The 25,355-nt window shown below is 46.5% G+C and carries 23 protein-coding genes and 2 pseudogenes; 6 read left to right on the forward strand and 19 right to left on the reverse strand.

Annotated features, from left to right (window positions below):
* Positions 1-11: 11 nt before the first annotated feature.
* From etfB to zapA, 9 genes are all read right to left on the reverse strand, one after another.
* Positions 12-785, reverse strand: coding sequence for an electron transfer flavoprotein subunit beta (gene etfB / locus V6D41_RS03295; RefSeq protein ID WP_148962274.1), 774 nt, complete (start codon positions 783-785; stop codon positions 12-14).
* 14 nt (positions 786-799) lie between these two features.
* The gene (locus tag V6D41_RS03300; protein ID WP_333517269.1) at positions 800-1,576 is read right to left on the reverse strand and encodes an enoyl-CoA hydratase; all 777 of its coding nucleotides are present in this window, start codon (positions 1,574-1,576) and stop codon (positions 800-802) included.
* Positions 1,577-1,590: 14 nt separating this feature from the next.
* A complete protein-coding gene (gene fadR, locus V6D41_RS03305; RefSeq protein WP_087992368.1) occupies positions 1,591-2,175 on the reverse strand; it encodes a fatty acid metabolism transcriptional regulator FadR in 585 nt (194 codons plus the stop codon).
* A 110-nt stretch (positions 2,176-2,285) separates the two neighbouring features.
* Positions 2,286-3,971, reverse strand: coding sequence for an AMP-binding protein (locus tag V6D41_RS03310; RefSeq protein WP_333517270.1), 1,686 nt, complete (start codon positions 3,969-3,971; stop codon positions 2,286-2,288).
* 188 nt (positions 3,972-4,159) lie between these two features.
* Complete coding sequence (locus V6D41_RS03315) at positions 4,160-4,564, reverse strand: DUF350 domain-containing protein (protein WP_003222485.1); 405 nt, start codon at positions 4,562-4,564, stop codon at positions 4,160-4,162.
* A 14-nt stretch (positions 4,565-4,578) separates the two neighbouring features.
* Complete coding sequence (locus tag V6D41_RS03320) at positions 4,579-6,936, reverse strand: endonuclease MutS2 (protein WP_333517271.1); 2,358 nt, start codon at positions 6,934-6,936, stop codon at positions 4,579-4,581.
* A 20-nt stretch (positions 6,937-6,956) separates the two neighbouring features.
* Positions 6,957-8,669, reverse strand: coding sequence for a DNA polymerase/3'-5' exonuclease PolX (gene polX / locus V6D41_RS03325; protein ID WP_333517272.1), 1,713 nt, complete (start codon positions 8,667-8,669; stop codon positions 6,957-6,959).
* Positions 8,670-8,741: 72 nt separating this feature from the next.
* Positions 8,742-9,275 (reverse strand): CvpA family protein, encoded by a 534-nt coding sequence (locus V6D41_RS03330; protein ID WP_087992373.1) that lies wholly within the window; start codon positions 9,273-9,275, stop codon positions 8,742-8,744.
* A 6-nt stretch (positions 9,276-9,281) separates the two neighbouring features.
* A complete protein-coding gene (zapA, locus tag V6D41_RS03335) occupies positions 9,282-9,539 on the reverse strand; it encodes a cell division protein ZapA (protein WP_087992374.1) in 258 nt (85 codons plus the stop codon).
* A 133-nt stretch (positions 9,540-9,672) separates the two neighbouring features.
* Here zapA and rnhC point away from each other — a divergent pair, with 133 nt between their 5' ends.
* Positions 9,673-10,614, forward strand: a complete 942-nt coding sequence (gene rnhC, locus V6D41_RS03340; RefSeq protein WP_333517273.1) for a ribonuclease HIII — start codon at positions 9,673-9,675, stop codon at positions 10,612-10,614.
* Between the two features lie 34 nt (positions 10,615-10,648).
* On the opposite strand, the gene pheT is transcribed toward rnhC, so the two are convergent.
* Together pheT and pheS are read right to left on the reverse strand one after the other, a co-directional pair.
* Complete coding sequence (gene pheT / locus V6D41_RS03345; RefSeq protein ID WP_333517274.1) at positions 10,649-13,063, reverse strand: phenylalanine--tRNA ligase subunit beta; 2,415 nt, start codon at positions 13,061-13,063, stop codon at positions 10,649-10,651.
* Positions 13,064-13,078: 15 nt separating this feature from the next.
* A complete protein-coding gene (gene pheS, locus V6D41_RS03350) occupies positions 13,079-14,113 on the reverse strand; it encodes a phenylalanine--tRNA ligase subunit alpha (RefSeq protein WP_148962282.1) in 1,035 nt (344 codons plus the stop codon).
* An 80-nt stretch (positions 14,114-14,193) separates the two neighbouring features.
* Here pheS and V6D41_RS03355 point away from each other — a divergent pair.
* Positions 14,194-14,401, forward strand: a pseudogene (locus V6D41_RS03355) (hypothetical protein).
* A 66-nt stretch (positions 14,402-14,467) separates the two neighbouring features.
* On the opposite strand, the gene V6D41_RS03360 reads toward V6D41_RS03355, so the two are convergent.
* Positions 14,468-15,214: a TrmH family RNA methyltransferase gene (locus tag V6D41_RS03360; protein ID WP_148962283.1), complete on the reverse strand. Its 747-nt coding sequence runs from the start codon at positions 15,212-15,214 to the stop codon at positions 14,468-14,470.
* Between the two features lie 118 nt (positions 15,215-15,332).
* Between V6D41_RS03360 and sspI the strand changes: the two genes are divergently transcribed.
* The 4 genes from sspI to V6D41_RS03380 all read left to right on the forward strand — a co-directional run bounded on the left by sspI (position 15,333) and on the right by V6D41_RS03380 (position 19,564).
* Positions 15,333-15,548: a small acid-soluble spore protein SspI gene (sspI, locus tag V6D41_RS03365; protein WP_148962284.1), complete on the forward strand. Its 216-nt coding sequence runs from the start codon at positions 15,333-15,335 to the stop codon at positions 15,546-15,548.
* 68 nt (positions 15,549-15,616) lie between these two features.
* On the forward strand, positions 15,617-16,720 hold the full coding sequence (locus tag V6D41_RS03370) for a CdaR family transcriptional regulator (protein WP_333517275.1): 1,104 nt from the start codon (positions 15,617-15,619) through the stop codon (positions 16,718-16,720).
* A gap of 100 nt (positions 16,721-16,820) precedes the next feature.
* Positions 16,821-18,233: a glycolate oxidase subunit GlcD gene (gene glcD, locus V6D41_RS03375; RefSeq protein WP_333517276.1), complete on the forward strand. Its 1,413-nt coding sequence runs from the start codon at positions 16,821-16,823 to the stop codon at positions 18,231-18,233.
* A complete protein-coding gene (locus V6D41_RS03380; protein WP_333517277.1) occupies positions 18,230-19,564 on the forward strand; it encodes a (Fe-S)-binding protein in 1,335 nt (444 codons plus the stop codon). The genes glcD and V6D41_RS03380 overlap by 4 nt, the downstream gene beginning before the upstream one ends.
* A gap of 38 nt (positions 19,565-19,602) precedes the next feature.
* Here the strand turns inward: V6D41_RS03380 and V6D41_RS03385 are convergent, their stop codons facing one another.
* The 7 genes and pseudogenes from V6D41_RS03385 to abfA all read right to left on the reverse strand — a co-directional run bounded on the left by V6D41_RS03385 (position 19,603) and on the right by abfA (position 25,348).
* Positions 19,603-19,971, reverse strand: a complete 369-nt coding sequence (locus V6D41_RS03385; protein WP_333517426.1) for a VOC family protein — start codon at positions 19,969-19,971, stop codon at positions 19,603-19,605.
* Positions 19,886-20,073 (reverse strand): annotated as a pseudogene (locus V6D41_RS03390) (hypothetical protein). Before V6D41_RS03390 ends, V6D41_RS03385 begins: the two are co-directional and overlap by 86 nt.
* On the reverse strand, positions 20,016-21,812 hold the full coding sequence (gene cstA / locus V6D41_RS03395) for a carbon starvation protein CstA (RefSeq protein ID WP_333517278.1): 1,797 nt from the start codon (positions 21,810-21,812) through the stop codon (positions 20,016-20,018). Before cstA ends, V6D41_RS03390 begins: the two are co-directional and overlap by 58 nt.
* 110 nt (positions 21,813-21,922) lie before the next feature.
* Positions 21,923-22,816, reverse strand: a complete 894-nt coding sequence (locus tag V6D41_RS03400) for a DUF4097 family beta strand repeat-containing protein (protein WP_333517279.1) — start codon at positions 22,814-22,816, stop codon at positions 21,923-21,925.
* Positions 22,813-23,367 carry an HAAS signaling domain-containing protein gene (locus tag V6D41_RS03405; protein WP_333517280.1) on the reverse strand — a complete coding sequence of 185 codons (555 nt, stop codon included), beginning with the start codon at positions 23,365-23,367 and terminating at the stop codon, positions 22,813-22,815. Before V6D41_RS03405 ends, V6D41_RS03400 begins: the two co-directional genes overlap by 4 nt.
* Complete coding sequence (locus V6D41_RS03410; RefSeq protein WP_333517281.1) at positions 23,364-23,690, reverse strand: PadR family transcriptional regulator; 327 nt, start codon at positions 23,688-23,690, stop codon at positions 23,364-23,366. Before V6D41_RS03410 ends, V6D41_RS03405 begins: the two co-directional genes overlap by 4 nt.
* 155 nt (positions 23,691-23,845) lie before the next feature.
* Positions 23,846-25,348, reverse strand: a complete 1,503-nt coding sequence (gene abfA / locus V6D41_RS03415; RefSeq protein WP_148962293.1) for an alpha-L-arabinofuranosidase AbfA — start codon at positions 25,346-25,348, stop codon at positions 23,846-23,848.
* Between the last annotated feature and the right edge of the window lie 7 nt (positions 25,349-25,355).

Here is a 25,355-nt window from a genome sequence, read left to right on the forward strand (position 1 = left end):
ATGTCCAAGCTTTAAATGACTTTAGCTTCGCTGCGGAGCAATGAGACGAGCTCTTTTGCCTGTTCGGCAGGATCACCTTGGAGAAGCTTCCCGGCTTCTTTTTTCGGCGGCAGAAAACGTTCAATGGTTTTCATTTTTGGTTCGGCATCCTCTTCGTCAAGATCAAGATCATCAAGCTCTAGCTCTTCAAGTGGTTTTTTCTTGGCCTTCATAATGCCCGGAAGCGATGGGTAACGCGGTTCGTTTAAACCTTGCTGAGCTGTGACAAGCAATGGAAGTGTGGTTTTGATTTTCTCTACATCCCCTTCGACGTCCCTTTCTGCTTCTGCATCAGTGCCATTGATTTCGAGTTTGGTGATCGTAGTGATGCACGGAATATCCAGCAGCTCGGCAAGCCGAGGCGCGACTTGTCCTGATCCTCCGTCAATGGCAACATTTCCGCCGAGAATTAAATCAAACTCTTGATCCTTCATATAGTGGTATAAAACTTGAGAAATGGAATATTGGTCGGGTTCTTCGAGATCATCTTCTATGTTGATTAAAACGGCTTGGTCACATCCCATGGCAAGCGCCGTACGCAATTCCTTTTCCGCTTCTTCACCGCCGACAGTGACGGCGGTGATCGTGCCCCCGTGCTTTTCCTTCAGCTGGATGGCTTCTTCTATCGCGTACTCGTCGTATGGATTAATGATCCATTCCGCTCCGTCATCCTGAATCTTTCCTGCTTCAATGACGATTTTTTCTTCTGTGTCAAACGTCCGTTTCATCAGTACAAATAGATTCATGATCATATCCCCTTTTATTCGCCTTTGAACTGAGGCTTTCTTTTTTCGAGAAATGCCTGGATGCCTTCTTTGGCGTCCTCTGACTCAAATGCTTCTCCAAACCGCTTTGCTTCAAGCTTTAAGCTGCCATCATAGGAATACACCTTGTTTGAATAAAGAAGCTCAAGCAGTGATGCCAGCGTTTGCGGGCTTTTTTGCGCAAACTTAGCGGCAAGCGCATTTGCTTTTTCAAGCACTTCTGCTTCATCCTTTGCTCCAATTGAAACAAGTCCGAGATCAAGCGCTTCTTTTCCGGATATCGGTTCTCCTGATCCGATGAGCTCTAGTGCTTTGGCTGTACCGACATATCTCGGAAGACGCTGTGTACCCGCAAAACCCGGTATAATACCGAGGTTAAGTTCCGGGAGCCCCAGCTTGGCGTCTTCTGCCGCAATTCTGATATGACAAGCCATCGCAAGCTCCAGCCCGCCTCCAAGAGCAGCACCGTGAATCGCCGCGATAATCGGTTTTGGGAAGCCTTCAATTCTTTCCATCAGCTGCTGGCCGCGCTCAGCCAGCTCTGAGGAATCCTCATTGCCTTTTAGCGATGTAAATTCTTTAATATCAGCGCCCGCTGAGAAAAATCTTCCCTCACCGTGAATGATAATGCTTCGTACGCCTGCATCTGTCTCACATTGATCTAGACAGGAGGAGAGCTCTTCTAAAATTCGGCTGGAAAGCGCATTTGCCGGCGGATTGTGAATCGTCAAAACTGCCACAAATTGATCAACTGCCAGTGATATTGCATTCATAGGACAGAACTCCTTTACTTATTGTGAATTCCGGACACCAACAATTCTAAAACGCTGTCTGATAAGGCAGCTATATCGTACTTTTGGTCATTCATAACCCAAGTTGTCACGGTTTCGTCAATCGTTCCAAAAATCATCTGCCGGGCGAGGCGGACATCGAGGCCGTTTTTTAATTCGCCTGATTGTATGCCTTCCGTCAAAATGCCCTCTAAAATAGTTAAGTAGCCCTTTAATATTTCATTGATCTTCTGGCGCAGCTCCAAGTTGGACTGGCGGAGCTCAAGCTGAGTGACAATCGCGAGATTATGGTCATCCGCCAAAAGGGAAAAATGCTTTGAAATCACAAGCGCTAATTTCTCTTTGGCTGTCTCCTTGTCTTTTATGTCCTCTTCCATCCGCTCAATAAATTGGCCCATTTTTTCTTTAAAAAGGGAAATTAAAATGTCTTCTTTGTTTTTGAAATAGAGATAGATGGTGCCGTCCGCTACTCCGGCTTGTTTGGCGATTTTGGATACCTGTGACTGGTGGTAGCCGTTTTCCGCAATGACTTCTACTGCTGCATCAATAATCTGCATATACTTTGGCCGTTTTTGCTTCAAAGTTCATCGTTCCTTCCTATTGAAATGAATGACTATTCATTCATATTTTCATGATAAGGAGGATTTTCGACTTTGTCAAGTTTATTCATAGGTGTTCTCTTTTTCTTATGTCATGAGTTATTGATATGATGATTTTCGGCATCTTCTAGTAAACGCCTTCTTAAAATTTTTCCTACCGCCGTTTTCGGCAGCTCTTTTCTGAATTCATAGGCTTTCGGCACCTTGTAGGGAGCGAGGCGGGATCTGGCAAAAGCGTCCAGTTCTTCTGCATCGGCTTTTGCGTCTTTCTTCAACACGACAAATGCTTTTACTGTTTCCCCTCTGTAGGAATCCGGCACACCTGCAACGACAATTTCCCGGATGGCTTCATGTTCATAAAGCGCTTCTTCTACTTCACGCGGGTAAATATTATAGCCGCCGGCGATGATGATGTCCTTCTTCCTGTCGGCAATATAGAAAAAGCCCTCTTCATCCATATAGCCCATGTCTCCGGTGAACAGCCAGCCATCTCTCAGTACAGCGGCGGTTTCCTCCGGTTTGTTCCAATATCCTTTCATCACTTGCGGCCCTTTAACAATGATTTCTCCATGCTCATACGGAGCGGCAAATCCATCCGTCTCTTCAGAATAGATCGCGGCGTCCGTACTCGGCCAAGGACAGCCGATACTGCCGGGCTTGTTCTTCCCCCAGATAAAATTGGCATGCGTCACAGGGGATGCCTCAGACAAACCATAGCCTTCCACAAGCTTTCCGTCAGTCACCTTTTCAAATTTCTGCTTTACCTCAACAGGGAGTGCGGCTGATCCGCTAAGACAGCTTTTAATGGATGACAGATCATATTGCTGTAATTCGGGGTGATGCAAAAGGCCAATGTAAATCGTCGGTGCGCCTGGAAAGAGCGTCGGTTTTTGTTTGTCGATGATTTTAAGCGTTTCGAGCGGGTCGAACTTAGGAAGAAGAATCATTTCGAAACCTTGCTTCATCGAATAATTCATCACTGCCGTCAGTCCGTAAACGTGAAAAAACGGTACGATGGCAAGCACTTTTTCAGCACCTTCCTTTACATCGTACATCCAAGCCGCGCACATTTCGGTATTGGCCAAGATATTCCGGTGCGTGAGCATGACCCCTTTTGGAGCCCCTGTTGTTCCTCCGGTATACTGGAGAACAGCGATATCATGCTCAGGCTCGATCTTTGGGATTGTCAGGAGCTCCATTTTTTCCTGTTTCACGCTGGAGGCGAACGTGTGAATGTGATCCTTTTTGTCAAAATCAATTTGTACTTTTTGTTTTTGCGTCAGTGGATAAAGAATATTTTTCGGAAAAGGCAAATAGTCTTTTATGCTGGTTACTAAAATCTGATCCACTATTGATAACGTTTTCATTTTTATCGCCTTCGGAAAAAGCAAATCTAAGGTGATGATCACGCTTGCCTCAGCATCTCTCAGCTGGTATTCAAGCTCGCGCTCGGTATAGAGCGGATTCGCCTGGACCACGATACCGCCGGCAAACAAGACGCCATAATAAGAAATGACTGATTGCGGGCAATTGGGCAGCATGACAGCCACTCTGTCTCCTTTTTGCAGGCCATTGGACTGTAAAAAAGCTGCGAGTTTCAGCGCATCCGTCAGAATGTCATGAAAGGTGAGTTTTTTTCCATAAAAAGATACGGCGGTTTTGTCAGGGAATCGTGCGGCGGAGTCTGTCAGGATGGATTGCAGGGTTTGGTTCGGCAACGGAAGCTCATGCGGGATATTGTCAGGATACTCGGCAAGCCACGGCTTTTGAGACTGCATAAAACCTCCCCTTTCGGTTTTAAAGTTCCACCCTATCATTATAGCAGATGGACGGCAAAAAAAAGAAAAAGAAAGGCAAATCTTTCTTTTTCTCAATATACGAACAGATATATAAGACCGATTAACAAAAAGATTCCCGCCGCGGCGAGCAGTACCTTTGCAAGCTTTTCCATCGATTCTCCGTCCCCTTATATTCCGGCTGCCACCACAAATGAAAGCCCGACAGAAATGACAAATGAAATAAAACCGACAGCCCGATTATCATTTTCAATTTCTTTATCAATTTTAAACCGCGGAGTCAAAAACTCAAAAATAAAATAGCTGAGCAGAAGCATAACAAACCCGTACACGCCCCAGCCGATCATTTGCAGCAGAGAATTGTGCTGGGAGATGGAATGCTGAAATACGTTTGCGATCCCCAAAATTTTCCCACCGGTCGCCATTGCCACCGCAAGATTTCCTTTTTGAATCTCTTCCCAGTTTTTATAAGCCGTCACCAGTTCAAACACAGTCAAAAAGAGGACGAGGCAGAGAACCGCGACACTGTAATACGCCGCGATTTCCACAAGCTCGTTTTCCCAAAAATCACTCATGGCCATACTCCCTTTTATTTTAGTTCAACAACCGTAACACCTGATCCTCCCTCACCTGCTTCACCGAAACGGGAGCTTTTGACGCTGCGGTGGTTTTTCAGAAGATCCTGCACGCCTTTTCTCAAAGCGCCGGTTCCTTTTCCGTGGATAATTGACACTCTTGGATATCCGGCTAACACTGCATCATCCAAGTATTTTTCAACACGGCTAAGGGCATTTTCATAGCGTTCACCCCGAAGATCAAGTTCAAGCGATACGTGGTAATCCTTCCCCTTGACCGCCGTAATGATTTTTTCTTTTTTTGGTTCCGGAGCTGATTTGATAAACTCCAAATCTTTTTCTTTTACTTTCATTTTTAATATGCCGATTTGAACATTCCATTCATTGCCGCCGGTTTTTTCGAGCAGTGTTCCTTTTTGCCCGAAGGTGAGGACTTTCACCTCATCACCAGGCTTGAAATCACGTTTTTGCGGTTTCGGTTTTTCTGGTTTTTTGGACTTTTCAAAAGTAGGAATTGCGCCTTCTAACCTTTTCTTCGCGTTGATCAGCTCGTGATCCTTGAAGGATTTGTGTTCTTCTTTGATTGAGCGCAATTCATGAATAATGTCTTCGGCTTCTTCCGTTGCAGCTTTTACTTTTTCAGCCGCTTGCTGTTCAGCCTCCTCGAGCATTTTGTCTTTTTTGCTGTTGAGCTCAATGATTTGCTGCTGGAGCTCTTTATGCAGCTTTTCTGCTTCTTTTCTGATTGATTCTGTCTCAGATAGCTCTTCTTCTGCGCGTTTTTTGCTATGTTCGAGCGACGCAATCATCGTATCGACTTCGTTATGCTCGGCTGTCATTTCTGACTTCGCCTGCCCGATAATATGAGCTGGAAGTCCAAGGCGTTTTGAAATTTCGAAGGCGTTGCTTCGTCCCGGCACACCAATTAAAAGTTTATAAGTCGGTGATAGCGTTTCGATGTCAAATTCGACACTGGCGTTCATGACCCCTTCTCTGTTATAGCCGTACGCCTTCAATTCCGGATAATGCGTCGTGGCTAACACTCTAGCATTGGTGCGATGCACGTCATCCAGTATGCTCATGGCGAGGGCCGCCCCTTCTTGAGGGTCTGTCCCTGCGCCCAGTTCATCGAAGAGCACCAGGCTATTTTCATTGACATGTTCTAAAATGCCGACAATGTTCACCATATGGGATGAGAACGTACTCAAGCTCTGTTCAATCGATTGTTCATCGCCGATATCAGCGAACACATGCTCAAACACAGCGGCTTCTGATCCTTCATCTGCCGGAATATGAAGACCGGATTGCGCCATCAAGGTTAACAGACCTAACGTTTTGAGGGTTACTGTTTTACCCCCGGTGTTTGGCCCTGTGATGACAATGGTTGAAAAATCGCCGCCAAGCTCGATGTCATTGGCAACAACCTGATCAGGCGGAAGCAATGGGTGGCGGGCTTTTTTCAAACGGATAAAGCCGCTGTCGTTCATGATCGGTTTTGTCGCTTTGACCGCTTTTGAGTATCTTGCTTTTGCAAAGATAAAATCAAGCGTCTGCAGCACTTGCAAATCTTGAAAGAGTTCTTCTGTGTGTTCCGCCGTTTGCTCTGTCAGCACGCGTAAGATCCGTTCAATTTCTTGCTTTTCTTTCACTTTCGCCTGCTGAAGCGAGTTGTTCATATCTACAATCGCCTGCGGTTCAATGAACAACGTCGCGCCTGAGGAAGAGGTGTCGTGCACGATTCCTCCGTAGCTCGATCTGTACTCTTGTTTGACCGGAATAACAAAACGGTCATTCCGGATCGTAACGATCGTATCAGACAGCATTTTTGAAGCGGAAGAGGAGCGCAGCATTGACTCTAATCGGTCTCTGATTCTCGATTCGAGTGTTCTGAGCTGTGTCCGGATTCCTCTTAATGTTTCTGACGCGTGATCAAGCACTTCTCCGTGATCATCGATGCAGGAATTAATGTCCCGCTCTAAATCAGACAGCGTAATAAGCTGTTCAGCATGCTGATGAATCAGCGGGATGTCGACGCCGTCTTCAGCCATTTGGCTGATAAAATGTTTCATTTGTTTAACTGCGTAAAGCAGGCCTGAGATTTCAGTGAATTCTGAGGGACTGAGTACGCTGCCGATTTCCGCCCGTCTTAACGCTCCTCTGATATCAACAAGGCCGCCAAATGGCGCCCGGCCTCTCAGCCGGATAATGGCAGAAGCTTCATCTACTTCATCCAGCTGTTTTTTGATTTCGTCTATAGAAGCAGAAGGCTTAAGCTGGAGAAGCATTTCTTTTCCGAGCGATGATGCGGCGTGCTCAATAACCTGTTCTTTCACTTTATGAAATTCAAGTGATGATAATACTTTTTGCTGCACGATTGTGTGAGCCTCCTTACTTAATCGTTGCGCTTCAGGAATGCCTCTACGTCTTCAAGCGACCGGGCATTCAGAACGTTTTTCGTTTCCGTCCATCCTTTGCGCGCGGCAGTAACGCCGGTTTTCATATCGTCTAACATCTCACTATTATGGGCATCGGTATTAATCACCAATGTAACCCCTTGTTCGTTTGCTTTGATTAAATGCTCTGTGCGCAGATCGAGGCGCGCAGGGTTGGCGTTAAGCTCAAGCGCCGTATTTGTTTTCTTCGCTAGCTCAATCAGCTTGTCAATATCGATTTCGTAACCGGCCCGTCTGCCGATCAGGCGTCCGGTCGGATGTGCGATAATGTCAACATGCTTGTTGGCCAGTGCCGTCTCAAGACGTTTCATAATGACGTGTTCCGGCTGATTAAAGCTGGAATGAATCGATGCAATGACAATATCCATTTCCGCCAGTACGTCGTCATCATAATCGAGTGTACCGTCAGGCAGGATATCCATCTCGACACCCTTCAAGATCCGGAAATTCTCGAATTCTGCATTAAGCGCGTCAATTTCTTTTGCCTGCTGCTTGAGCCTTTCTGCAGTCAGTCCGTTGGCGACCTTTAAATATTGCGAGTGATCGGTGATCGCCATATATCGATAGCCTTTTTTCATGCATGCTTCAGCCATCTCTCTGATCGAAAACGCGCCATCGCTCCACGTTGAGTGCATGTGGAGATCTCCTTTGATTTGCTCGGGCTCTATCAGTTCAATGCTGTCGCTGTATGTTTCCACTTCTTGCCCGCTTTCACGGAGCTCCGGCGGAATCAGCGGCAGGCCGAAATGCGCATAAAATTCACGTTCACTAGGGAATGTTTTAATGGCTCCGGTTTCAACTGTCTCGACGCCGTATTCACTGATCCGCTCGCCTCGTTCTTTCGCGATTTGGCGCATCTTAATATTGTGATCCTTTGATCCCGTAAAATGATGGAGTGTTGTCGGAAACTGCTCTTCAGTCACAAGGCGGAAATCGACGCTTGTCTCATATTCAAAAGAAAGGATGACAGATACCTTCGTATCTCCGCTCGCAATGACGCTTTTGATGTTTGGCAGTGCAAGAAGCTGCTCCCTTATTTCAGCCGGATGATCTGTAGCAATAATATAATCCAGATCCTTCATCGTTTCCCGGGCTCTGCGGAGACTTCCGGCACGAGAAAATTTGATGATATCCGTAAATTGACCAAGATGCTCTTCAATATCCCGGGCAATCCGGAGGGCGTAGCCGATCGGGAACCGTTCAGGCTGTTTTCCGGCTTCCCCGAGCGCCTGTAATATTTTTTCTTCTGATTTTTTGCCAAAGCCCGCAAGGCCTTGTACTTTTTGCTGTTCACAGGCTTCCTTCAGAGATTCTGCATCATGTACGCCGAGCTCCTTATACAGCTTTGCGATTTTTTTGCCGCCGAGCCCCGGCAGTTTCAATAAAGGCACGAGCCCTTCCGGCACTTCTTTCTGCAGCGATTCGAGCGTGCTTGACTTTCCTTCATCTATATACTCTTTAATGACGCTGTACGTTCCTTTTCCGATGCCGGACAGCGACATCATATCGTCCATTTCTGATAAACTGCGGTCGTCCTGTTCCAGGGCTGCCGCTGCTTTTCGGAAGGCAGATATTTTAAACGGATTGTCCCCTTTGAGTTCCATGTAGACTGCAATGGTTTCAAGCAGCCTGATAATATCTTTTTTATGCATAAAATAACCCCCAGACGTTCACATATGTTTCCATCATACTCGAAAAAAACTTCTCCGGACAAGAGAAGTTTTTTATGCCCCGTACTGTGTCCACAGCTCCTGCAGGAGCCCTGACAAATACGGTGTATGGTTAATGATCACATTTGCGAGAGACGATTGCCCCATCATTTGCTGTAAAGCATCTACCGGAAGAACGGATGCGACATACAGCAGCACAAATGTAAATAAATAGACTTCTAGAAAACCGAGAACGGCGCCCAGCACCTGGTTAATTTGTTTGATCACCGGAATGCCGGCGACAATACTCAGAAATGACCCGAGGGTTCTCAGTAAGATTTTAGCGATGATAAATAAAACGATAAACGCAATCGCATTATAGTAGGCCGCTTCTAAATTTCCCGTAAAAAAAGAAAGTGCCGGCTGTCCCGCTGAGAAGTCGGGTGCAGGAATCCACTTTAAATGCGGCGCCACATTTTTATAGAATAAAGCCGCAAAGGCGATCGATAAAATAAAGCTCGTCAGGCGGATAAACTGCAAAATAAAACCGCGTTTTAATCCCAGTAAAGTCCCCATCAGGAGCAAAATTAAGATGATGATATCCAGCATGGTTGTTCAATCCTTTTCTTTAAGCTGACGCTCCAGTTCCTCATATTTCTCTTGTAATTTAACATAATCGTGCACCACATTTACCGCTGTCAGCACTGCAAGTTTATTTATATCAAGGTATGGATTTTGTTTATTGATTTCTCTCATTTTATCATCAACAATTCCGGCGACATACCTCATATGGGCTTTGCTTTCTTCACCGATCATCGTGAAGTGCTGGCCGTAAATGTCAACGGTTGTTTTTGTTTTTTTGCCGTCAGACAACGTTTCTCCTCCATTCCGTGAGAATCCTAGTACTTATCATAACACGTTTATTAAATGAATGGAAAGACGAGCCTCCCGCTGTTATGATACACTGGTAGATACAGCGAAAAGTGTAAAAAAAGGAGATTATTACGTGTCCCATTCTGTGATAAAAGTATCGTTGTCTGCGATTAATCAAATGAAAATGACGTACAGCGGTTCGCTTACTGCCTCTGTTCCGCAGGGAGCCGTTTTTCAGGCGAAACCGCCAGGCTGTACCATTACAGCATATCAATCCGGCAAGGTCTTGTTTCAAGGCAAAAACGCAGCGGCAGAATCCGCGCGCTGGGGAACAGCGGAGCCGCAGGAAAAGAAGAAAACGGCCAAAAAGCCGGCCGATCCCCGTTATGCCCCTCCGGCAAATATCGCCGGGATGTCTGTTATCGGCTCTGACGAGGTGGGAACCGGAGATTACTTTGGCCCGATGACGGTTGTTTGCGCGTACATTGACAAAACAATGCTCCCTTTAATGAAGGAACTCGGTGTTAAGGATTCAAAAGACTTAAAGGATCCACAAATCATTGAGATCGCCCGAAATCTAATCAAAACCATTCCGTACAGCCTGCTGGTGTTAAAGAATGAAAAGTACAACAGCATGCAGGAAAAAGGCATGAGCCAAGGGAAAATGAAAGCTTTGCTGCACAATCAAGCCATCACCCATTTGTTAAGAAAAATGGACGGGGTAAAGCCTGAAGCCATTTTGATTGACCAATTTGCTGAGCCCGGTGTCTACTTCAATCATTTAAAGGGCAGAGACATTGTGAAGGAGCGGACCTATTTCAGCACGAAGGCTGAAGGCATTCATTTGTCAGTTGCAGCCGCTTCCATCATTGCGAGATATTCGTTTTTAATGGAAATGGATAAACTGTCACGCGAGGCAGGAATGACACTTCCAAAAGGGGCCGGCCCGCATGTCGATGAAGCGGCTGCCAAGCTGATCCTTAAAAAAGGGGGCTCCGCTCTCAGAACCTTTACAAAATTCCATTTTGCTAATACGCAGAAAGCGCAGCGCCTTGCTGATAAAAAACGTTCATAGAAAAAAGCTTGCAGAGAAATCTGCAAGCTTTTTATTAGCCTCTCAAAACAGCCTGATACGTGTCTTCCAACGCTTTCAGCACTTTGCTGTGCGCCTTTGTCACTTCTTCTTCTGTCAGCGTTTGTTCAGGATTTACATATTGGAGTGAGAAAGCGACTGACTTTTTCCCTTCCTCCATATGCTCGCCTTCGTATACATCAAAGACGGATACGTCTTTCAGAAGCTTGCCGCCAGCCTCTTTAATGACGCTCTCGAGCTGGCCGCTTGTGACGGATTTTTCTGTGACAAGCGCGATATCACGTGTCACAGACGGATATTTTGGAATCGCTGTGTAGATAAGCGGCGCTGTTTCCGCTGCAAGCAGCGCATGTAGATCAAGCTCAAAGACGTATGTCTCTTTGATATCAAGTTCTTTTTCCAATGAAGGATGGACTTGGCCGATGAAGCCGATAAGAGAACCATTCAATAGAATGTTCGCTGTTCTGCCCGGGTGCAGCTGTTTGCGTTCAGATTGAACAAATTCAATGCAGTCAAGGACGTTCAGTTTGTCTAACAGCCCTTCCACAATTCCTTTGACGACGAAGAAATCAACCGGTTTTTTCTCGCCTTGCCACAGATGCTTGCGCCATAATCCGGTAACAGCTCCCGCCACGCGTTCTGTTTCAACAGGTTTTGTGTCCTCTTCTTTTGTCAGGAAAACAGAGCCGACTTCGTAAAGCGCGACTGAGTCAGTCTGTCTCGCCAAGTTATAAGAAACAGAGTCAAGCAGATTCGGAACAAGGCTGTGTCTGAGAATGCTTCTTTCTTCACTCATCGGAAGCGCAAGCACAGTGTTCAATGATTTTTCAATCGCAAACGCTGCCGCTTTCTTCTCATTTGTCAGTGAGTAAGTGATGGCTTGTGATAAGCCCGCTCCTTCAAGGAAACGTCTGACTTTACGGCGTTTTACTTGATATGGCGTTAACCCGCCTGTTGTTCCCGCTGTCTCAGGAAGCGCAGAAGGAATGTTATCGTAGCCGTACAGTCTTGCCGCTTCTTCGATTAAATCCTCTTCGATTTTAATATCGCCGCGACGTGATGGAACTGTCACAACGAGAAGTTCATTCGCTTCACCGACAGTAAAGCCCAGACGGTTGTAAATGCTGATCAGTTCTTCTTTGCTGATTGTCATGCCGAGAACGCTGCTCACTTTGTCGGCTGATATGTGAATGTTATTTGCTTCGATTGTCAGATGATCTTCCTCAACCGTTCCAGCGAGCACTTCACCGCCGGCATATAAATGGATCAGCTGTGCAGCCCGTTCTGCCGCAAGAGGTACGCGCGCCGGATCAATGCCTTTTTCAAATCTTACGCTTGATTCACTTCTCAAGCCAAGGTCTTTGGAAGCCTTGCGAACCGTCTGCCCGTTGAAATACGCAGCCTCAAGCAAAATCGTTTTTGTATCTTCCTGAACCTCTGACTCCGCTCCTCCCATCACACCGGCAACGGCCTGCGCTTTCGTTCCGTTTGTAATGACAAGGTGATCAGCAGACAGCTTACGTTCTTGATCATCGAGGGTTACGATTGTTTCATTTTCAGCTGCTTTTCTTACTACGACTTCTTTGGACCCGAATTTGTCATAATCAAACGCGTGAAGCGGCTGTCCGTATTCAAGCAAGACAAAGTTTGTGATGTCAACGACGTTGTTGTGCGGGCGAATGCCTGCGTTCATCAGCTTCGTCTGCATCCAAAGCGGTGACGGAGCAATCGTGACGTTTTTAATAATTTTTGCAGTGTACAGCGGGTTCGCTTCTTGATCTTCGACTTTGACAGCGATGTAAGCAGACGCTTGTTCTGAAGCAGCCGGATAATCCGTTTGCGGAAGTTTTACCTCTGTGTCTAAAATTGCCGCAACCTCGTAAGCAACACCAAGCATGTTCATTGCATCCGCGCGGTTTGGCGTTAAACCAAGCTCAAGAATCGCATCATCAAGCTGTAACGCCGCTAAGGCATCGCTTCCTGTTTGTGCGTCATTCGGGAATACGAAAATGCCTTCCGCATACTCCTGTGCCACAAGTTTGCTTTCAATACCAAGCTCCTGCAAAGAACAGATCATGCCGTTAGATTCTTCACCGCGAAGCTTTGCTTTTTTGATTTTGAAATTGCCTGGCAGCATCGCTCCGACTGTTGCAACTGCGACTTTTTGTCCTTTATCCACATTCGGCGCGCCGCAAATGATCTGTACAGGTGCTTCCGCTCCGATATCCACAAGGCACTTATTCAGCTTATCAGCATTCGGATGCTGCTCGCGCTCCAGCACATGGCCGATGACAACGCCTTTGACGCCTTCTCCTTTGTATTCAATTCCTTCAACCTCAATACCGGCTCTTGTAATTTTCTCAGCAAGAACAGCCGGGTCCATGCCTTTTATATCAACATAATCCTCTAACCATTTATAAGAAACAAACATCCTAGCATCCTCCTCTTACGCCTGTTTAAACTGCGAAATAAATCTGACATCGTTTGTATAGAAGTGGCGGATATCATCAATGCCGTATTTCAGCATCGCGATGCGCTCAACCCCCATTCCGAATGCGAAGCCCTGATATTCCTTCGGATCAAAGCCAGCCATTCTCAGCACGTTCGGGTGAACCATGCCGGCGCCGAGGATTTCGATCCAGCCTGTTCCTTTACAGACTGAGCAGCCGTTTCCTCCGCATTTAAAGCATGTCACGTCCACTTCTACTGAAGGCTCAGTAAATGGGAAGAAGCTTGGGCGAAGTCTGATTTCACGGTCTTGCCCGAACATTTTTTTCGCAACGAGTTCAAGCGTTCCTTTTAAATCACTCATGCTGATGTTTTTGTCAACGACAAGCCCTTCAATTTGCATAAATTGGTGGGAGTGCGTCGCATCATCATTATCACGGCGGTAAACTTTACCTGGGCAAATGATTTTAACGGGCCCTTTGCCTTCATGCTTTTCCATCGTCCGTGTTTGAACGGGAGACGTTTGCGTTCTCATCAGCATTTCCTCTGTGATGTAAAAGCTGTCCTGCATATCGCGCGCAGGGTGTTCTTTCGGCAGGTTGAGCGATTCGAAGTTGTAATAATCTGTTTCAACTTCAGGTCCTTCCTCGACTGTATAGCCCATACCGATAAATAAATCTTCAATTTCTTCAATGACAATAGTGAGCGGATGGCGGCCGCCGACTGCGACAGGGTTGCCCGGCAGCGTGACGTCGATTGTCTGTCCTGCGAGCTTCTGCTTCATTTCCTCTTCTTCAAGCTTCTCGTTTTTGACAGCAATCGCATTGGCGATACGCTCTCTTACTTCGTTCGCGAGCGCGCCCATTTTCGGACGTTCCTCAGCAGAAAGTTTGCCCATTCCGCGCAGCACTTCTGTGATCGGCCCTTTTTTTCCGAGATATTGCACCCGAATATCATTGACAACCTTTAATGAGCTTGCCGCTTCTACTTGTTCTAAAGCTTCTTGTTCCAGCTGTTTCAGCTTTTCTTCCATTTTGCATCCTCCTTTTATGTAAACAAACCGTCATATGTCTTTGGAAAACAAAAAAACCCGCCCCTTATACAAGGGACGAGTTGTGGCCGCGGTACCACCCTTATTTCAGACAGACTGATGCTGTCGTCAGCTTCATTGACATAACGGAATCAGATTCCGGTTCACCTTTACGCGCAGTGTACGCGGTCCCGGCGACAACTCAAGAGGTGAAGCCCATTTCCGGCTGCGTTTAAAAATGCTCTCAGTCAGCGGCATTTTCTCCCTGGAAAGCAGTTGATCAGAAATTGAGGTCCTCTGTCACGGTTTTTAAAATATTATGTTCTATTATAGATAAATCCATCGCTTGGCGCAACACTATCCTCGCAAGTGGTACACAAGGATGGCAGCCGCAATCGCAACGTTCAGTGATTCAGCTTGTCCATAAAGCGGCACGTACAGGTTCAAATCCGTTTTTTCCAGCAGGGCGGCATCGACCCCTGCCCCTTCATTTCCTACAAGAAGCGCGAAGGATTCAGACTGATGTATTTCCCGGTAAGGCGCCCCGTTTTGCAGCGCCGTGCCGTACACTTTTACGCCCTTTACCTTCAACTCATCCACGTATGTATGCAGATTTCTTCTTATAACAGGAATATGAAAATGAGACCCTTGCGCGGATCGAAGCGTTTTTCCGTTAAATGCGTCAGCCGTGCCGTCACCAAGCACAACCGCATCTAAACCGGCCGCATCAGCCGTCCGAATCATTGTTCCGAGGTTTCCCGGATCTTGAACAGCATCAATCAGCAGCACACGCTGAGGCAACGCCAGTTTTTCTTCAGGCATATGGCACACAGCGGCAATCTGCTGCGGCGTTTCTGTTTCAGTAACAGCTGCAAACGCATCTTCACTCAGCACATAGCACTGGATGCTCACATCAAGAGCTGACGGAATTTTCGTTTCATCCTTTACGAGGATTTCTTTCACCGTGCCCTCGCTCTTCAGCGCCTCTTCAACAAGATGTTCTCCCTCTATGAGGAATGTATTCGTTTTTGTTCGTTCTTTTTTCGTGTGAAGCTTTTTCCAATCCTTCACTTTTTGGTTTTTTGCCGATTCTATTTGTTTCACTGTCTGTGTGGCTCTCCTTTTTTTAACATGATGTTATTATATCGCAAGAACAGCACATAATAAACCAGATGCAGGGTTAGAATATGCGTATTACATTTTAGGAAAAGGAGCGTTTCACATGGATCTTAATTTGCGTCATGCCGTCATTGCCAATGTTACCGGCAATAATCAGGATCAGCTTGAGCATACAATTGTGGATGCGATTCAAAGCGGTGAAGAAAAAATGCTTCCTGGGCTCGGCGTTTTATTCGAAGTCATTTGGCAGCATGCATCCGAAAGTGAGAAAAACGAAATGCTAAAAACGCTTGAAGGCGGATTAAAACCCGCCCAATAAAAGATGAAACCGGGTGACAGCGCCCGGTTTTTTTCTTATATAATAAAAACATGATGAGGGGGATCGCCATGTTTTTACAGCCGTTATTAGCGAAAAAAATTATTGCTGAAGTCAAGAAAATGTATGAACGTGAAGTCATTATTGTGAATACAGACGGACTCATTATGGCAAGCACAAATGATGAGCGTGTGGGACGATTTCATGAAGGAGCGCTCATCTGCGCAAAAGAGAAACGGAATGTCATTATTACAATAGAAGATGAAAAAAAATTAAAAGGAGTAAAGGCAGGCCTGAATCTTCCTGTATTTTCCGACCGGGATGTAATCGCCGTCTTTGGGCTTACAGGTGAGCCTGCTGAGATTCAGCCTTACGGGGAGCTGCTTCGAAAAATGACAGAGCTGTTCATTAAGGAATCGCGGCATTTAGAGCAATCCCAGTGGCGGGAGAGAATGCTGGAGTCCTTTACGGTCGATTGGCTGCAATTAAAAGAGTGGTCTCCCGGTTTTCTTGAGAAAGCCCAGCTTCTCGGTGTTGATCTTTCCTCCCGGCGCCAAATGATTCTCATTCAAGGATATGAGTGGTCATCTTATGACATTGAGCAAATGGCACATATCTGGAAATCCGCGTACTCTTCTGATTTGTTCATCAGGTGGGGAAATGAACGGATTCTGATTAATCACGAAGTGCCAAAGCATGAACAAAGGGATCGGCTTTTGTGGCAGCTCCTTCACATTTGTTCATTTGTTCATACTGCAAACAGCTGTGTTGCAGCTGGCGCCGGAAGGGCTGTCGCAAGCTCCAGCCTGACAGACTCCTACGCGCAAGCTGAAAAAGCGCTGGCTGTCAGCCTTAAGCGGAAAACGCCCATCTTCGAAGAGGATCTGAAGCTTGATATGTGCCTGACGGAGATCAGCCCGGGCACCCGAAATGAATTTCCGCAAAGAGTATTCCAGGAGGCGCTTCAGCATCACGAGCTTATGAATACGATACGGACTTTCTTTTATCACGATTTGTCTTTGAAACAAACCGCTGAAGACATGCATATTCACATTAATACATTGCGCTATCGTTTGTCTAAGGCTGAACAGCTGATGGGTTTGCGTTTTGACTGCACAGAGGATATCGTCACGATGTATGTTGCACTCTATTTTTTAGATCAAGATATAAAATAGAGAGTGTTTCAGTTTCATTTTTTGTATGTTTCTCCATAGAAAACGTTGCTTTTTTTCTTTTACAATAGATTGAAAGCGTTTTGACGGGGGGATGGGTGAAATGATCACCAAAGATGTAAAAGAACAGCTGGTCCAAATCGTCGGCAAGGAAAACTATGATGACTCGAATGCCGGCCGTCTCGTCTATTCGTATGATGCGACGCCGCAGTTTCAGTCTATGCCTGATGCCGTGATTGCTCCGAGGAGTACAAATGAAGTATCACGAATTTTAATGATTTGCAGCGACCATCGAGTGCCGATCGTTCCAAGAGGATCAGGAACAAACCTATGCGGCGGCACGTGCCCGACTGAAGGCGGACTTGTTCTTCTCTTTAAGCATATGAACCGGATTCTTGAGATTGATGAAGAAAATTTGACCGCCACAGTCCAGCCGGGCGTCATTACATTAGATATGACCCGCGCGGTTGAAAGCAAAGGTTTGTTTTATCCGCCTGATCCGAGTTCTATGAAAATATCAACAATGGGCGGAAACATCAATGAAAATTCCGGCGGGCTCCGCGGATTAAAATACGGCGTCACCCGCGACTATGTCATTGGACTGGAGGCGGTGCTCGCAAATGGAGACATCATCCGCACCGGCGGAAAGCTCGCAAAGGATGTGGCCGGATACGATCTCACACGTCTTTTTGTCGGTTCAGAAGGAACACTTGGCATTGTGACAGAGGCAATCGTCAAACTCGTTCCAAAGCCGGAAACTAAGAAGACGCTGCTTGCCCTTTATGAAAATATCGATGCCGCTGCTCAAACGGTATCAGATATCATTGCCGCAAAAATCATACCCGCCACGCTTGAATTTCTCGACCAGCCCACACTTTTAGTCATTGAGGATTATGCTAAAATCGGACTTCCGACAAATGCAAAGGCGGTTCTGTTAATTGAGCAAGACGGACCGCTTGAAACCGTTGCACGGGATATGGAAAAGATTGAGGCGATCTGCAAAAAAGGCGACGCCGTTTCCGTTCAGACCGCCCAAACCGAGGAGGAAGCATTTGCCCTGACTGAAGCCCGGCGTTCTGCACTTTCTGCCCTTGCCCGCCTCAAGCCGACGACGATTTTAGAGGACGCAACCGTTCCTCGCTCAGAAATCGCCAATATGGTAAAAGCCATTAATGATATTGCCGCTAAATACGGGCTTTCTATTTGCACCTTCGGCCACGCGGGAGATGGAAACCTTCACCCGACATGCACGACAGACATAAGAAATGAGGATGAGATGGAGCGTGTCGAACAGGCTTTTGCCGAGATTTTTGAGAAAGCGATTGAACTTGGCGGCACGATAACCGGAGAGCACGGGGTCGGGGCCATGAAAGCGCCTTACTTGGAGATGAAGCTGAAAAAAGAAGGCATTGCCGCGATGAAAGCGATGAAAGCGGCATTTGATCCTCGGAACATATTAAACCCGGGCAAAGTGTTCGCGAAAGACGCCAGAAGACGTGTGGTGACGGAAAGATGACAACAGAAAAAGAAATGAACCAGATCCAAGATGAATTCAAAGAGCGCATGGATGAAGGCGAGCTTTTGAATTGTATGCGCTGCGGCTTCTGTCTTCCTTCTTGCCCGACCTATATCGAATCGGGATTTCAGGAAACTCACTCTCCGCGCGGGCGCATCGCCTTAATGAAAGCTGTAGTTGACGGTATGATTGAACCGGATGAAGATGTCGAGAGTTCGCTGTCACTTTGCCTCGGCTGCCGCGCCTGTGAACCTGTATGCCCGTCAGGCGTGAAATACGGACAGCTGCTTGAGGAAGCCAGAGATATTATCCACCAAAATAAAAAACACTCGCTCGGCGCTCGTGTCATGCGAAAAGCCGCTTTTCATGAGCTGTTTCCGCATCAAAACCGCATGCGCTCAGCTGTAAGCCTTATCGGTTTGTATCAGCGGTCTGGACTGCAAACCGCTGTTCGCAAAACCGGTATGCTTCGGGTCCTGCCTGAGCATTTGCGGACGATGGAAGCCGTTCTTCCTGATATTCCTAAAAACAAAGAAATGAAGCATCGGCCGCGTTTGCTGCCGTCAATTGGCCCCATGAAAAAACGGGTCGCCTTTTTTTCGGGCTGCTTAATGGATACAATGTTTTTACCGACCAACAATGCCACACTGAAGCTGCTGCAGCTGGCGGGCTGCGACATTGTCATCCCGCCTGATCAGGCTTGCTGCGGTGCGCTGCATGGGCACAGCGGGGAAAAAAACGCGGGGAAAGAGCTCGCGAAACAAAATATCGCTGCTTTCGAAGCGTTAGACGTCGATGCTGTCATTACAAACGCAGGGGGATGCGGAGCCTTTCTCACTGAATATGATCATTTGCTGAAGGATGACCCCGAGTGGTCGGAGCGGGCTGCAGCGTTTGTTCAGAAGCTGAAAGATTTTTCATCCGTGTTGGTTGAACTCGATTTTCATCAAATGGACCTAGCGCTCGAGACGCCGCAGGTCATAACCTATCAAGATTCATGCCATCTAAGAAATGTGATGCATACGTCGCTCGAACCCCGCCAGCTTCTTCAAAGCATCAGAGGGGCCGAATTCAGGGAAATGGAGAAAGCGGACAGCTGCTGCGGATCAGCGGGCATTTATAACATCGTGGAAGCTGAGATGTCTATGAAAATACTAGACAGTAAAATGGCTGCTGTCAAAGCGAGCGAAGCGATCGTCATTGTGACAGCAAATCCCGGCTGCCTGCTGCAGATGAAGCTGGGCATTGAACGTGAAGGACTAAATGGTAAAGTCAAAGCCGTTCACCTGGCTGATTTGCTGCTAGAAGCAGCTGGACACCAAACATCATAAGAAAGCCCAAAACAGAAATTGTTTTGGGCTTTTGAACATTATTCCACCGGACTGCAAATTTCAATATAATGTCCATCCGGGTCGGAGATATAGGCAACCATCTGCCCCCATGGCTTCACTTTCGGCTCCCCAATAATCGTGACACCTAGTTCTCTTACCCTTTTAATCACCTCTTCAACGTTTTCAGTCACAAATCCGATTTCAAATGTGTGGGAAGAAGATGTATCCGGAATGCTTAGCGGCGTGATTTCTCTGGCGCTTTCTCGCGTATTAAGCGCCAATATCGCAGAGCCTGTTTCAAATTCGACATACGTGCCGTGTTCAGCACGAATCGGCAGTCCTAAAATATCCCGATAAAAATGAATAGCCCGCTTGCTGTCCGATACGTATAGAATAAGATATTTCATTGATAGATTCATTGCCATTCCTCCTCAACATTTCATGAGTCTTTCTATCCCGGGATAGAAGCTTCCATCCTTAAGCTCGGATCTCTCCACATCTGCGCCCATTTTTTCACTGCCGCCACGATAATGATGAAACCTAACAGCAGCATAATGATCGATAATACGCCATTCAATACACTATAGCCTGATGCTTCAGGATTGAGATACACATTGCGCACCATCCAATAGCCCGCATAATTAACAGTGACATATAAATAGGCAAGCGGGATAAGGCAGGTCAGAATGTAACGGCGTTTATCGGCGATTTTCAGCACGATGGTCGCTCCGATAATCAGCCCCACTGAAGCCATCAGCTGATTGGACACGCCGAACAGCGCCCAAATGGAACCGATATCCCCTGAATACAGCAAATAGCCCCACATCAGGCAGGCGAGCGCGCTGGCAAATACAGATCCCGGAATCCAGTCTGTTTTTTTCAGCGGTTTATACACCTCTCCGAAGAAATCCTGAATCAGATAACGGGCAACACGTGTGCCGGCGTCAATCGCTGTTAAAATAAATACGGCTTCAAACATAATGACAAATTGGAAAAAGTATGAGGCCAAATGGCTGAAAAACGGCATTCCGGTAAAAATATAAGTCATTCCCACCGCAAGCGTAACGGCTCCCCCTGTTCTTCCTTCTAAGTCCAAACCGATTTCCCTGCTCAATTCAGGCAAATGGACGACATTCATGCCGAGCGTACGGAAAACCTCAGGCGTGCTGTTAATCGCAAAGTAATCAGCAGGCTGCAAGGCGGTCGCTGCAATCAACGCCATAATGCCGACAAGACACTCGACAAGCATTGCGCCAAACGCAACCGGCTTCATATCACTCCATTTATTCAGCATTTTCGGGGTCGTACCTGAACCGACAAAGGCGTGAAATCCCGAGATCGCACCGCAGGCGATAGTAATTGAAATGAACGGCCAGACGGGTCCTGCCAGCACCGGCCCGCCCCCTTTTACGAATTCTGTAAACGCAGGAAACGGGATGGACGGATTGACGACAAATACCCCGGCAATCAAAGCGATAAAAACACCGATTTTCATAAAGCTGCTTAAATAATCACGCGGTGCGAGAAGCAGCCAAACGGGAAGCGCCGCTGCAAAAAACGCATAAATAGGAAGTGCAATTGCAAGCGTTTTCGTATCTAGCGATAAAAAGTCACCGAGCGCGGTAGTCTGCACCCATGGGCCGATAAAGACTCCCGCCATTAAAAAAAGAAAGCCGATCGTTGACGCAAGCTTTAAATTTCCCGTTTTCTTATAAAATAAGCCCACGCCCATCGCAATCGGAATTGTAATTCCTACCGCAAATGTGCCCCACGGATTGCGTTCAAGCGCGTGCAGCACAACCATCGACAGCCCCGCCATCGTAATCGTGATAATAAACAGCATGGACAGTCCCGTGCAAAATCCGGCAACAGGGCCAAGCTCATCCTTCGCCACTTCTGACAACGATTTTCCATTTTTGCGCATTGATGCAAATAGCACAACAAGATCATGGACGGCTCCCCCTATTACCGCCCCGATTAACAGCCATAATAACCCCGGCAAATAGCCGAACTGCGCCGCCAGGATCGGTCCGACCAGCGGCCCGGCCGCTGCGATCGCTGCAAAATGGTGGCCGAACGAAACCCATTTATTTGTAGGCACATAGTCTTTTCCATCCTCAAGCGTGTGAGCAGGCGTCGGCTTATCATCATTCACTTTGAGAACCTTCACCATCATAAATGTTCCGTATAAACGATAGGCGATAGCCAAAATGCACATTGACGTTATCACAATTGTAACCGCATTCATTTTTCCCAACCCCTTTGCTGTTTTTCATAAATATATCATAATTTCATAGTGAAAAGCGGTCATTTTTTCCTATACAAAAAAGCCGGCTGAAATGGGCCGGCTTGAGACAGTCAGTTTAGTTCAATGTCTCCAGAGGTTGTGCGAATGTTTAAATGATTTGAGGTTTCGCTATTACCTATATATCCTGCAATACGCTTCTCTGATTTTTCCTGATACATCATTTGATCTAAGTTGACTGACGTCTCACCTGAGTCAGTCTGACAATCCATTGCCAAGGACGCAGGTTCTTTCTGATATTCTACGGACACACTTCCGCTCGTTGTGACGATGTTAATTTCTTTGTTCTGACTCTCCTGTAGAAGGTCAATATCTCCGGAGGTTGTCTTATAATTCACCTTTCCAGCTGTTGTGCGGCTGCTTTCTATTAATCCACTTGTTGTCTTTACCACACCTTGGCCGAATGAATTTTGGTTTTCTTGAATATCTCCGCTCGTTGTTTTTAGCGTCAACTCGTTTTCGATGCGTGCATGCTTCAGCTCAATATTTCCTGATGTAGAGTCAACAGCAGTTTGATCCGCGTGCACACTTTCAATGAGAATATCCCCAGAGGTTGTCGTTACCGTTAACTCACCATACTTCTTTTCAGGAATAATAATTATGATTTTCATATCCTTTTCGCTGCCCCACGGTATAAAAGAGATGATATTCTCGCGTGCTATTTGATTGATTTTTAATGACTTGCCATCTTGGCTCACATCGAACAGCTTTTTGCTTTTATCACTGACTTTCCCTTCAGCCGCTACCTGAATATCATCCGTTTGCCCAATTTTGACCTCTGCATTCATCGAGCTCGTTGTTACCTCAATTTTTTTAATATCTGTGGCAGAATACGTTTCGGCAGCTGTCACCTCGTCTTTTGTAAAATCAGAAGCAGCTGTAGTGATGACAGCTCCGATGACCCCGGCTGCAAATACTGCGATTAATCCTATTATGATTTTTTTCATGCCTGCGCCCCCGTCACCAGCTTTAGATTATATTTGATATAAAGTAAAATCATGCTATACAGCCGTTTGCCTAAATACCACAGCCCTATGCAAGATAGCAGCCCTAGACTGCCAAACACGAGTGATAAAAAGAATTCCAGCACCATGTGCGGATTCGTTTGAAACAAAACCATGCCGACAAAGATAATCGGTGACACAGAAAGTGCAAGCGCCGCCCCGCATAACCCCACGTACACTCCTAAAATGCCAATAGCCGGTCCCAGAACGAAAATCATATTTAAGAAGCTTATCGCTGCTGCTGAACATGCCATGTGAAAAAGATTCTTTTTAGGGCGTTGCTCTGCTGGAGCAGTTTCCGTGACATCTTGCATCAATTCCTTTGCAATTTGTTTTGGAGAGCCGAGTTCCCTGATGATGTCCGCTTCCAGCCGGCCTTCTTTCATCCCTTCGGCCATATGTTCTTCAAAATCAAATAAGATCTCATTCCGCTCTTCTTCTGAAAGCGGCATTAACGCTTTACTTAACTCCTGCAAAAACAGTTCTTGATTCATTGTTCTCCTCCCCTTGCCACGTCGATGATTTGATTGACAGATGCTGTGAACTGATCCCATTCTGCCAGCAGCAGTTTCATTCGCATGGAACCAAGCTTTGACATCGTATAGTATTTTCTGGCAGGACCTTCGGAAGACGGCGCCATATATGTTTCTAAATACTCTTCTTTCGTCAGTCTTCTTAGAAGAGGATATAAGGTGCCTTCAGCAATCGCCATGTGCCTGGAAATGTTTTGAGAAAGCTCATATCCGTATTGGTCTTTTTCAGATATTAATACAAGCACACATAGCTCTAATGCTCCCTTTTTGAATTGAGCATTCATCATAAAATCCTCCCCGAAGCTCGTTAATTTTGTTTATATTTTCCACCATTTATGCATATAGTAACATTCACTACTGAACATTACAAGGTACTGAATCATATCTACCTCCAAAAAAAAAGAAAAACCGGAGAGCGATCTCCGGCTAATGTTTCACTTTATGACTGTTTTTTCAAGCGGATCACATTCCAGGAAAGCGGCGTGAAATGCGCGGTTAAGCCGTTTTCGCTGACAGATGATGTTCCGTTGGAATGCGGGACGACATTTTTTCTGTTTTGCTGGTTTGTCGCTTTGATATCCTGATGCTCGAGTACAATGTGCTCTGCGATTTGGAAGGATTCAAAGCCTCTGAGCGAAATCTCCGTCTCCATCTGATCTTCAGCTTTGTTTACCGCAAAAATCGTGAGTGTTTCTTCCTCTTCGGCATACACAACAGCGGCATCAACATATGGCACATCAGTAAAATCTGAGCAGTCGTACTTCGGAGAAGAAATAAGCGGCTTCAGTGACTCGCCTCTTCCGTAAACAGAAGCATGCATGTACGGATAGAAGATCGGCTGTCTCCATGCTTCCCCGCCTTTTTCCGTCATGATCGGCGCGATGACATTTACAAGCTGTGCAAGGCACGCGATTTTCACACGGTCTGCGTGCTGCAGCATCGTAATAAGCAGAGAGCCGACCAATAAGGCATCTTCAAAATTATAAATATCCTCTAAAATCGGACGCGCAGTTATCCACGGCTCGACTTTTTTATCCGCCTCATTTGAGTGATACCAGACGTTCCATTCATCCAGAGAGAGATTGATTGTTTTCTTGCTGCGGGTTTTTGCTTTTACATAGTCACAGGTTGCAGCGACAGATTTAATAAAATGATCCAGATCCATGGAACGGGCCAAGTAGTTTGGCAGATTGTTATCCCTGTTTCCGTAATACGTATGGAGAGAGATATAGTCGACATGCTCATACGTATGCTCCAGCACCTTCGCTTCCCAATCGATAAAGGTCGGCATGCCGCTGTTTGAACTGCCGCAGGCAACAAGTTCAATTGTTGGATCAACCCACTTCATGACCTTTGCAGTCTCTGCGGCAAGCCGTCCGTATTCGTCAGCTGTTTTATGGCCGATCTGCCACGGGCCATCCATTTCGTTTCCTAAGCACCATGTCTTGATGCCGTACGGCTGTTCATAGCCATGCGATCTTCTTAAATCACTCCAGTAAGAGCCTTTCGGGTGGTTACAGTATTCAACGAGATTGCGGGCGGCATCTATGCCTCTTGTGCCAAGGTTGACTGCCATGTTGACCTCAGTGTTCACCTTTTTTGCCCAAGATAAAAATTCATTTGTCCCCACTTCATTCGTTTCTGTCGTTTGCCATGCCAAGTCAAGCCGTCTTGGGCGGTTTTCAACAGGTCCGACACCGTCCTCCCAGTTGTATCCGGATAAAAAGTTTCCGCCCGGATAACGGATGAGCGGAACCTGCAATTCTTTGATCAGCGACTGGACATCCTTTCTAAATCCGTCTTTATCCGCTTCAGGGTGGCCAGGCTCATATATGCCTTCATATACCGCCCGCCCCATATGTTCAATAAACGAGCCGTAAATCCGCTTGTCTACTTCACCGATTTTATATTCTTTGTCTACAATCACTCGCGCTTTTTTCATCACACGT

This window comes from Bacillus sp. 0102A (genome assembly GCF_036765155.1).
GTDB lineage: Bacteria > Bacillota > Bacilli > Bacillales > Bacillaceae > Bacillus > Bacillus subtilis_G.

Coding starts and splice junctions, on each gene's coding strand:
- V6D41_RS03315 (WP_003222485.1), bottom strand. CDS start 4,564: ATGAGTGATTTTTGGGAAAACGAGCTTGTGGAAATCGCGGCGTATTAC.
- pheS (WP_148962282.1), bottom strand. CDS start 14,113: ATGGAAGAAAAGCTGAAACAGCTGGAACAAGAAGCTTTAGAACAAGTA.
- cstA (WP_333517278.1), bottom strand. CDS start 21,812: ATGAATGCGGTTACAATTGTGATAACGTCAATGTGCATTTTGGCTATC.
- V6D41_RS03400 (WP_333517279.1), bottom strand. CDS start 22,816: ATGAAAAAAATCATAATAGGATTAATCGCAGTATTTGCAGCCGGGGTC.
- V6D41_RS03380 (WP_333517277.1), top strand. CDS start 18,230: ATGACAACAGAAAAAGAAATGAACCAGATCCAAGATGAATTCAAAGAG.
- V6D41_RS03310 (WP_333517270.1), bottom strand. CDS start 3,971: ATGCAGTCTCAAAAGCCGTGGCTTGCCGAGTATCCTGACAATATCCCG.
- V6D41_RS03405 (WP_333517280.1), bottom strand. CDS start 23,367: ATGAATCAAGAACTGTTTTTGCAGGAGTTAAGTAAAGCGTTAATGCCG.
- abfA (WP_148962293.1), bottom strand. CDS start 25,348: ATGAAAAAAGCGCGAGTGATTGTAGACAAAGAATATAAAATCGGTGAA.
- V6D41_RS03370 (WP_333517275.1), top strand. CDS start 15,617: ATGTTTTTACAGCCGTTATTAGCGAAAAAAATTATTGCTGAAGTCAAG.
- V6D41_RS03300 (WP_333517269.1), bottom strand. CDS start 1,576: ATGAATGCAATATCACTGGCAGTTGATCAATTTGTGGCAGTTTTGACG.
- pheT (WP_333517274.1), bottom strand. CDS start 13,063: ATGTTTGTTTCTTATAAATGGTTAGAGGATTATGTTGATATAAAAGGC.
- glcD (WP_333517276.1), top strand. CDS start 16,821: ATGATCACCAAAGATGTAAAAGAACAGCTGGTCCAAATCGTCGGCAAG.
- V6D41_RS03330 (WP_087992373.1), bottom strand. CDS start 9,275: ATGCTGGATATCATCATCTTAATTTTGCTCCTGATGGGGACTTTACTG.
- etfB (WP_148962274.1), bottom strand. CDS start 785: ATGAATCTATTTGTACTGATGAAACGGACGTTTGACACAGAAGAAAAA.
- V6D41_RS03410 (WP_333517281.1), bottom strand. CDS start 23,690: ATGAATGCTCAATTCAAAAAGGGAGCATTAGAGCTATGTGTGCTTGTA.
- polX (WP_333517272.1), bottom strand. CDS start 8,669: ATGCATAAAAAAGATATTATCAGGCTGCTTGAAACCATTGCAGTCTAC.
- sspI (WP_148962284.1), top strand. CDS start 15,333: ATGGATCTTAATTTGCGTCATGCCGTCATTGCCAATGTTACCGGCAAT.
- V6D41_RS03385 (WP_333517426.1), bottom strand. CDS start 19,971: ATGAAATATCTTATTCTATACGTATCGGACAGCAAGCGGGCTATTCAT.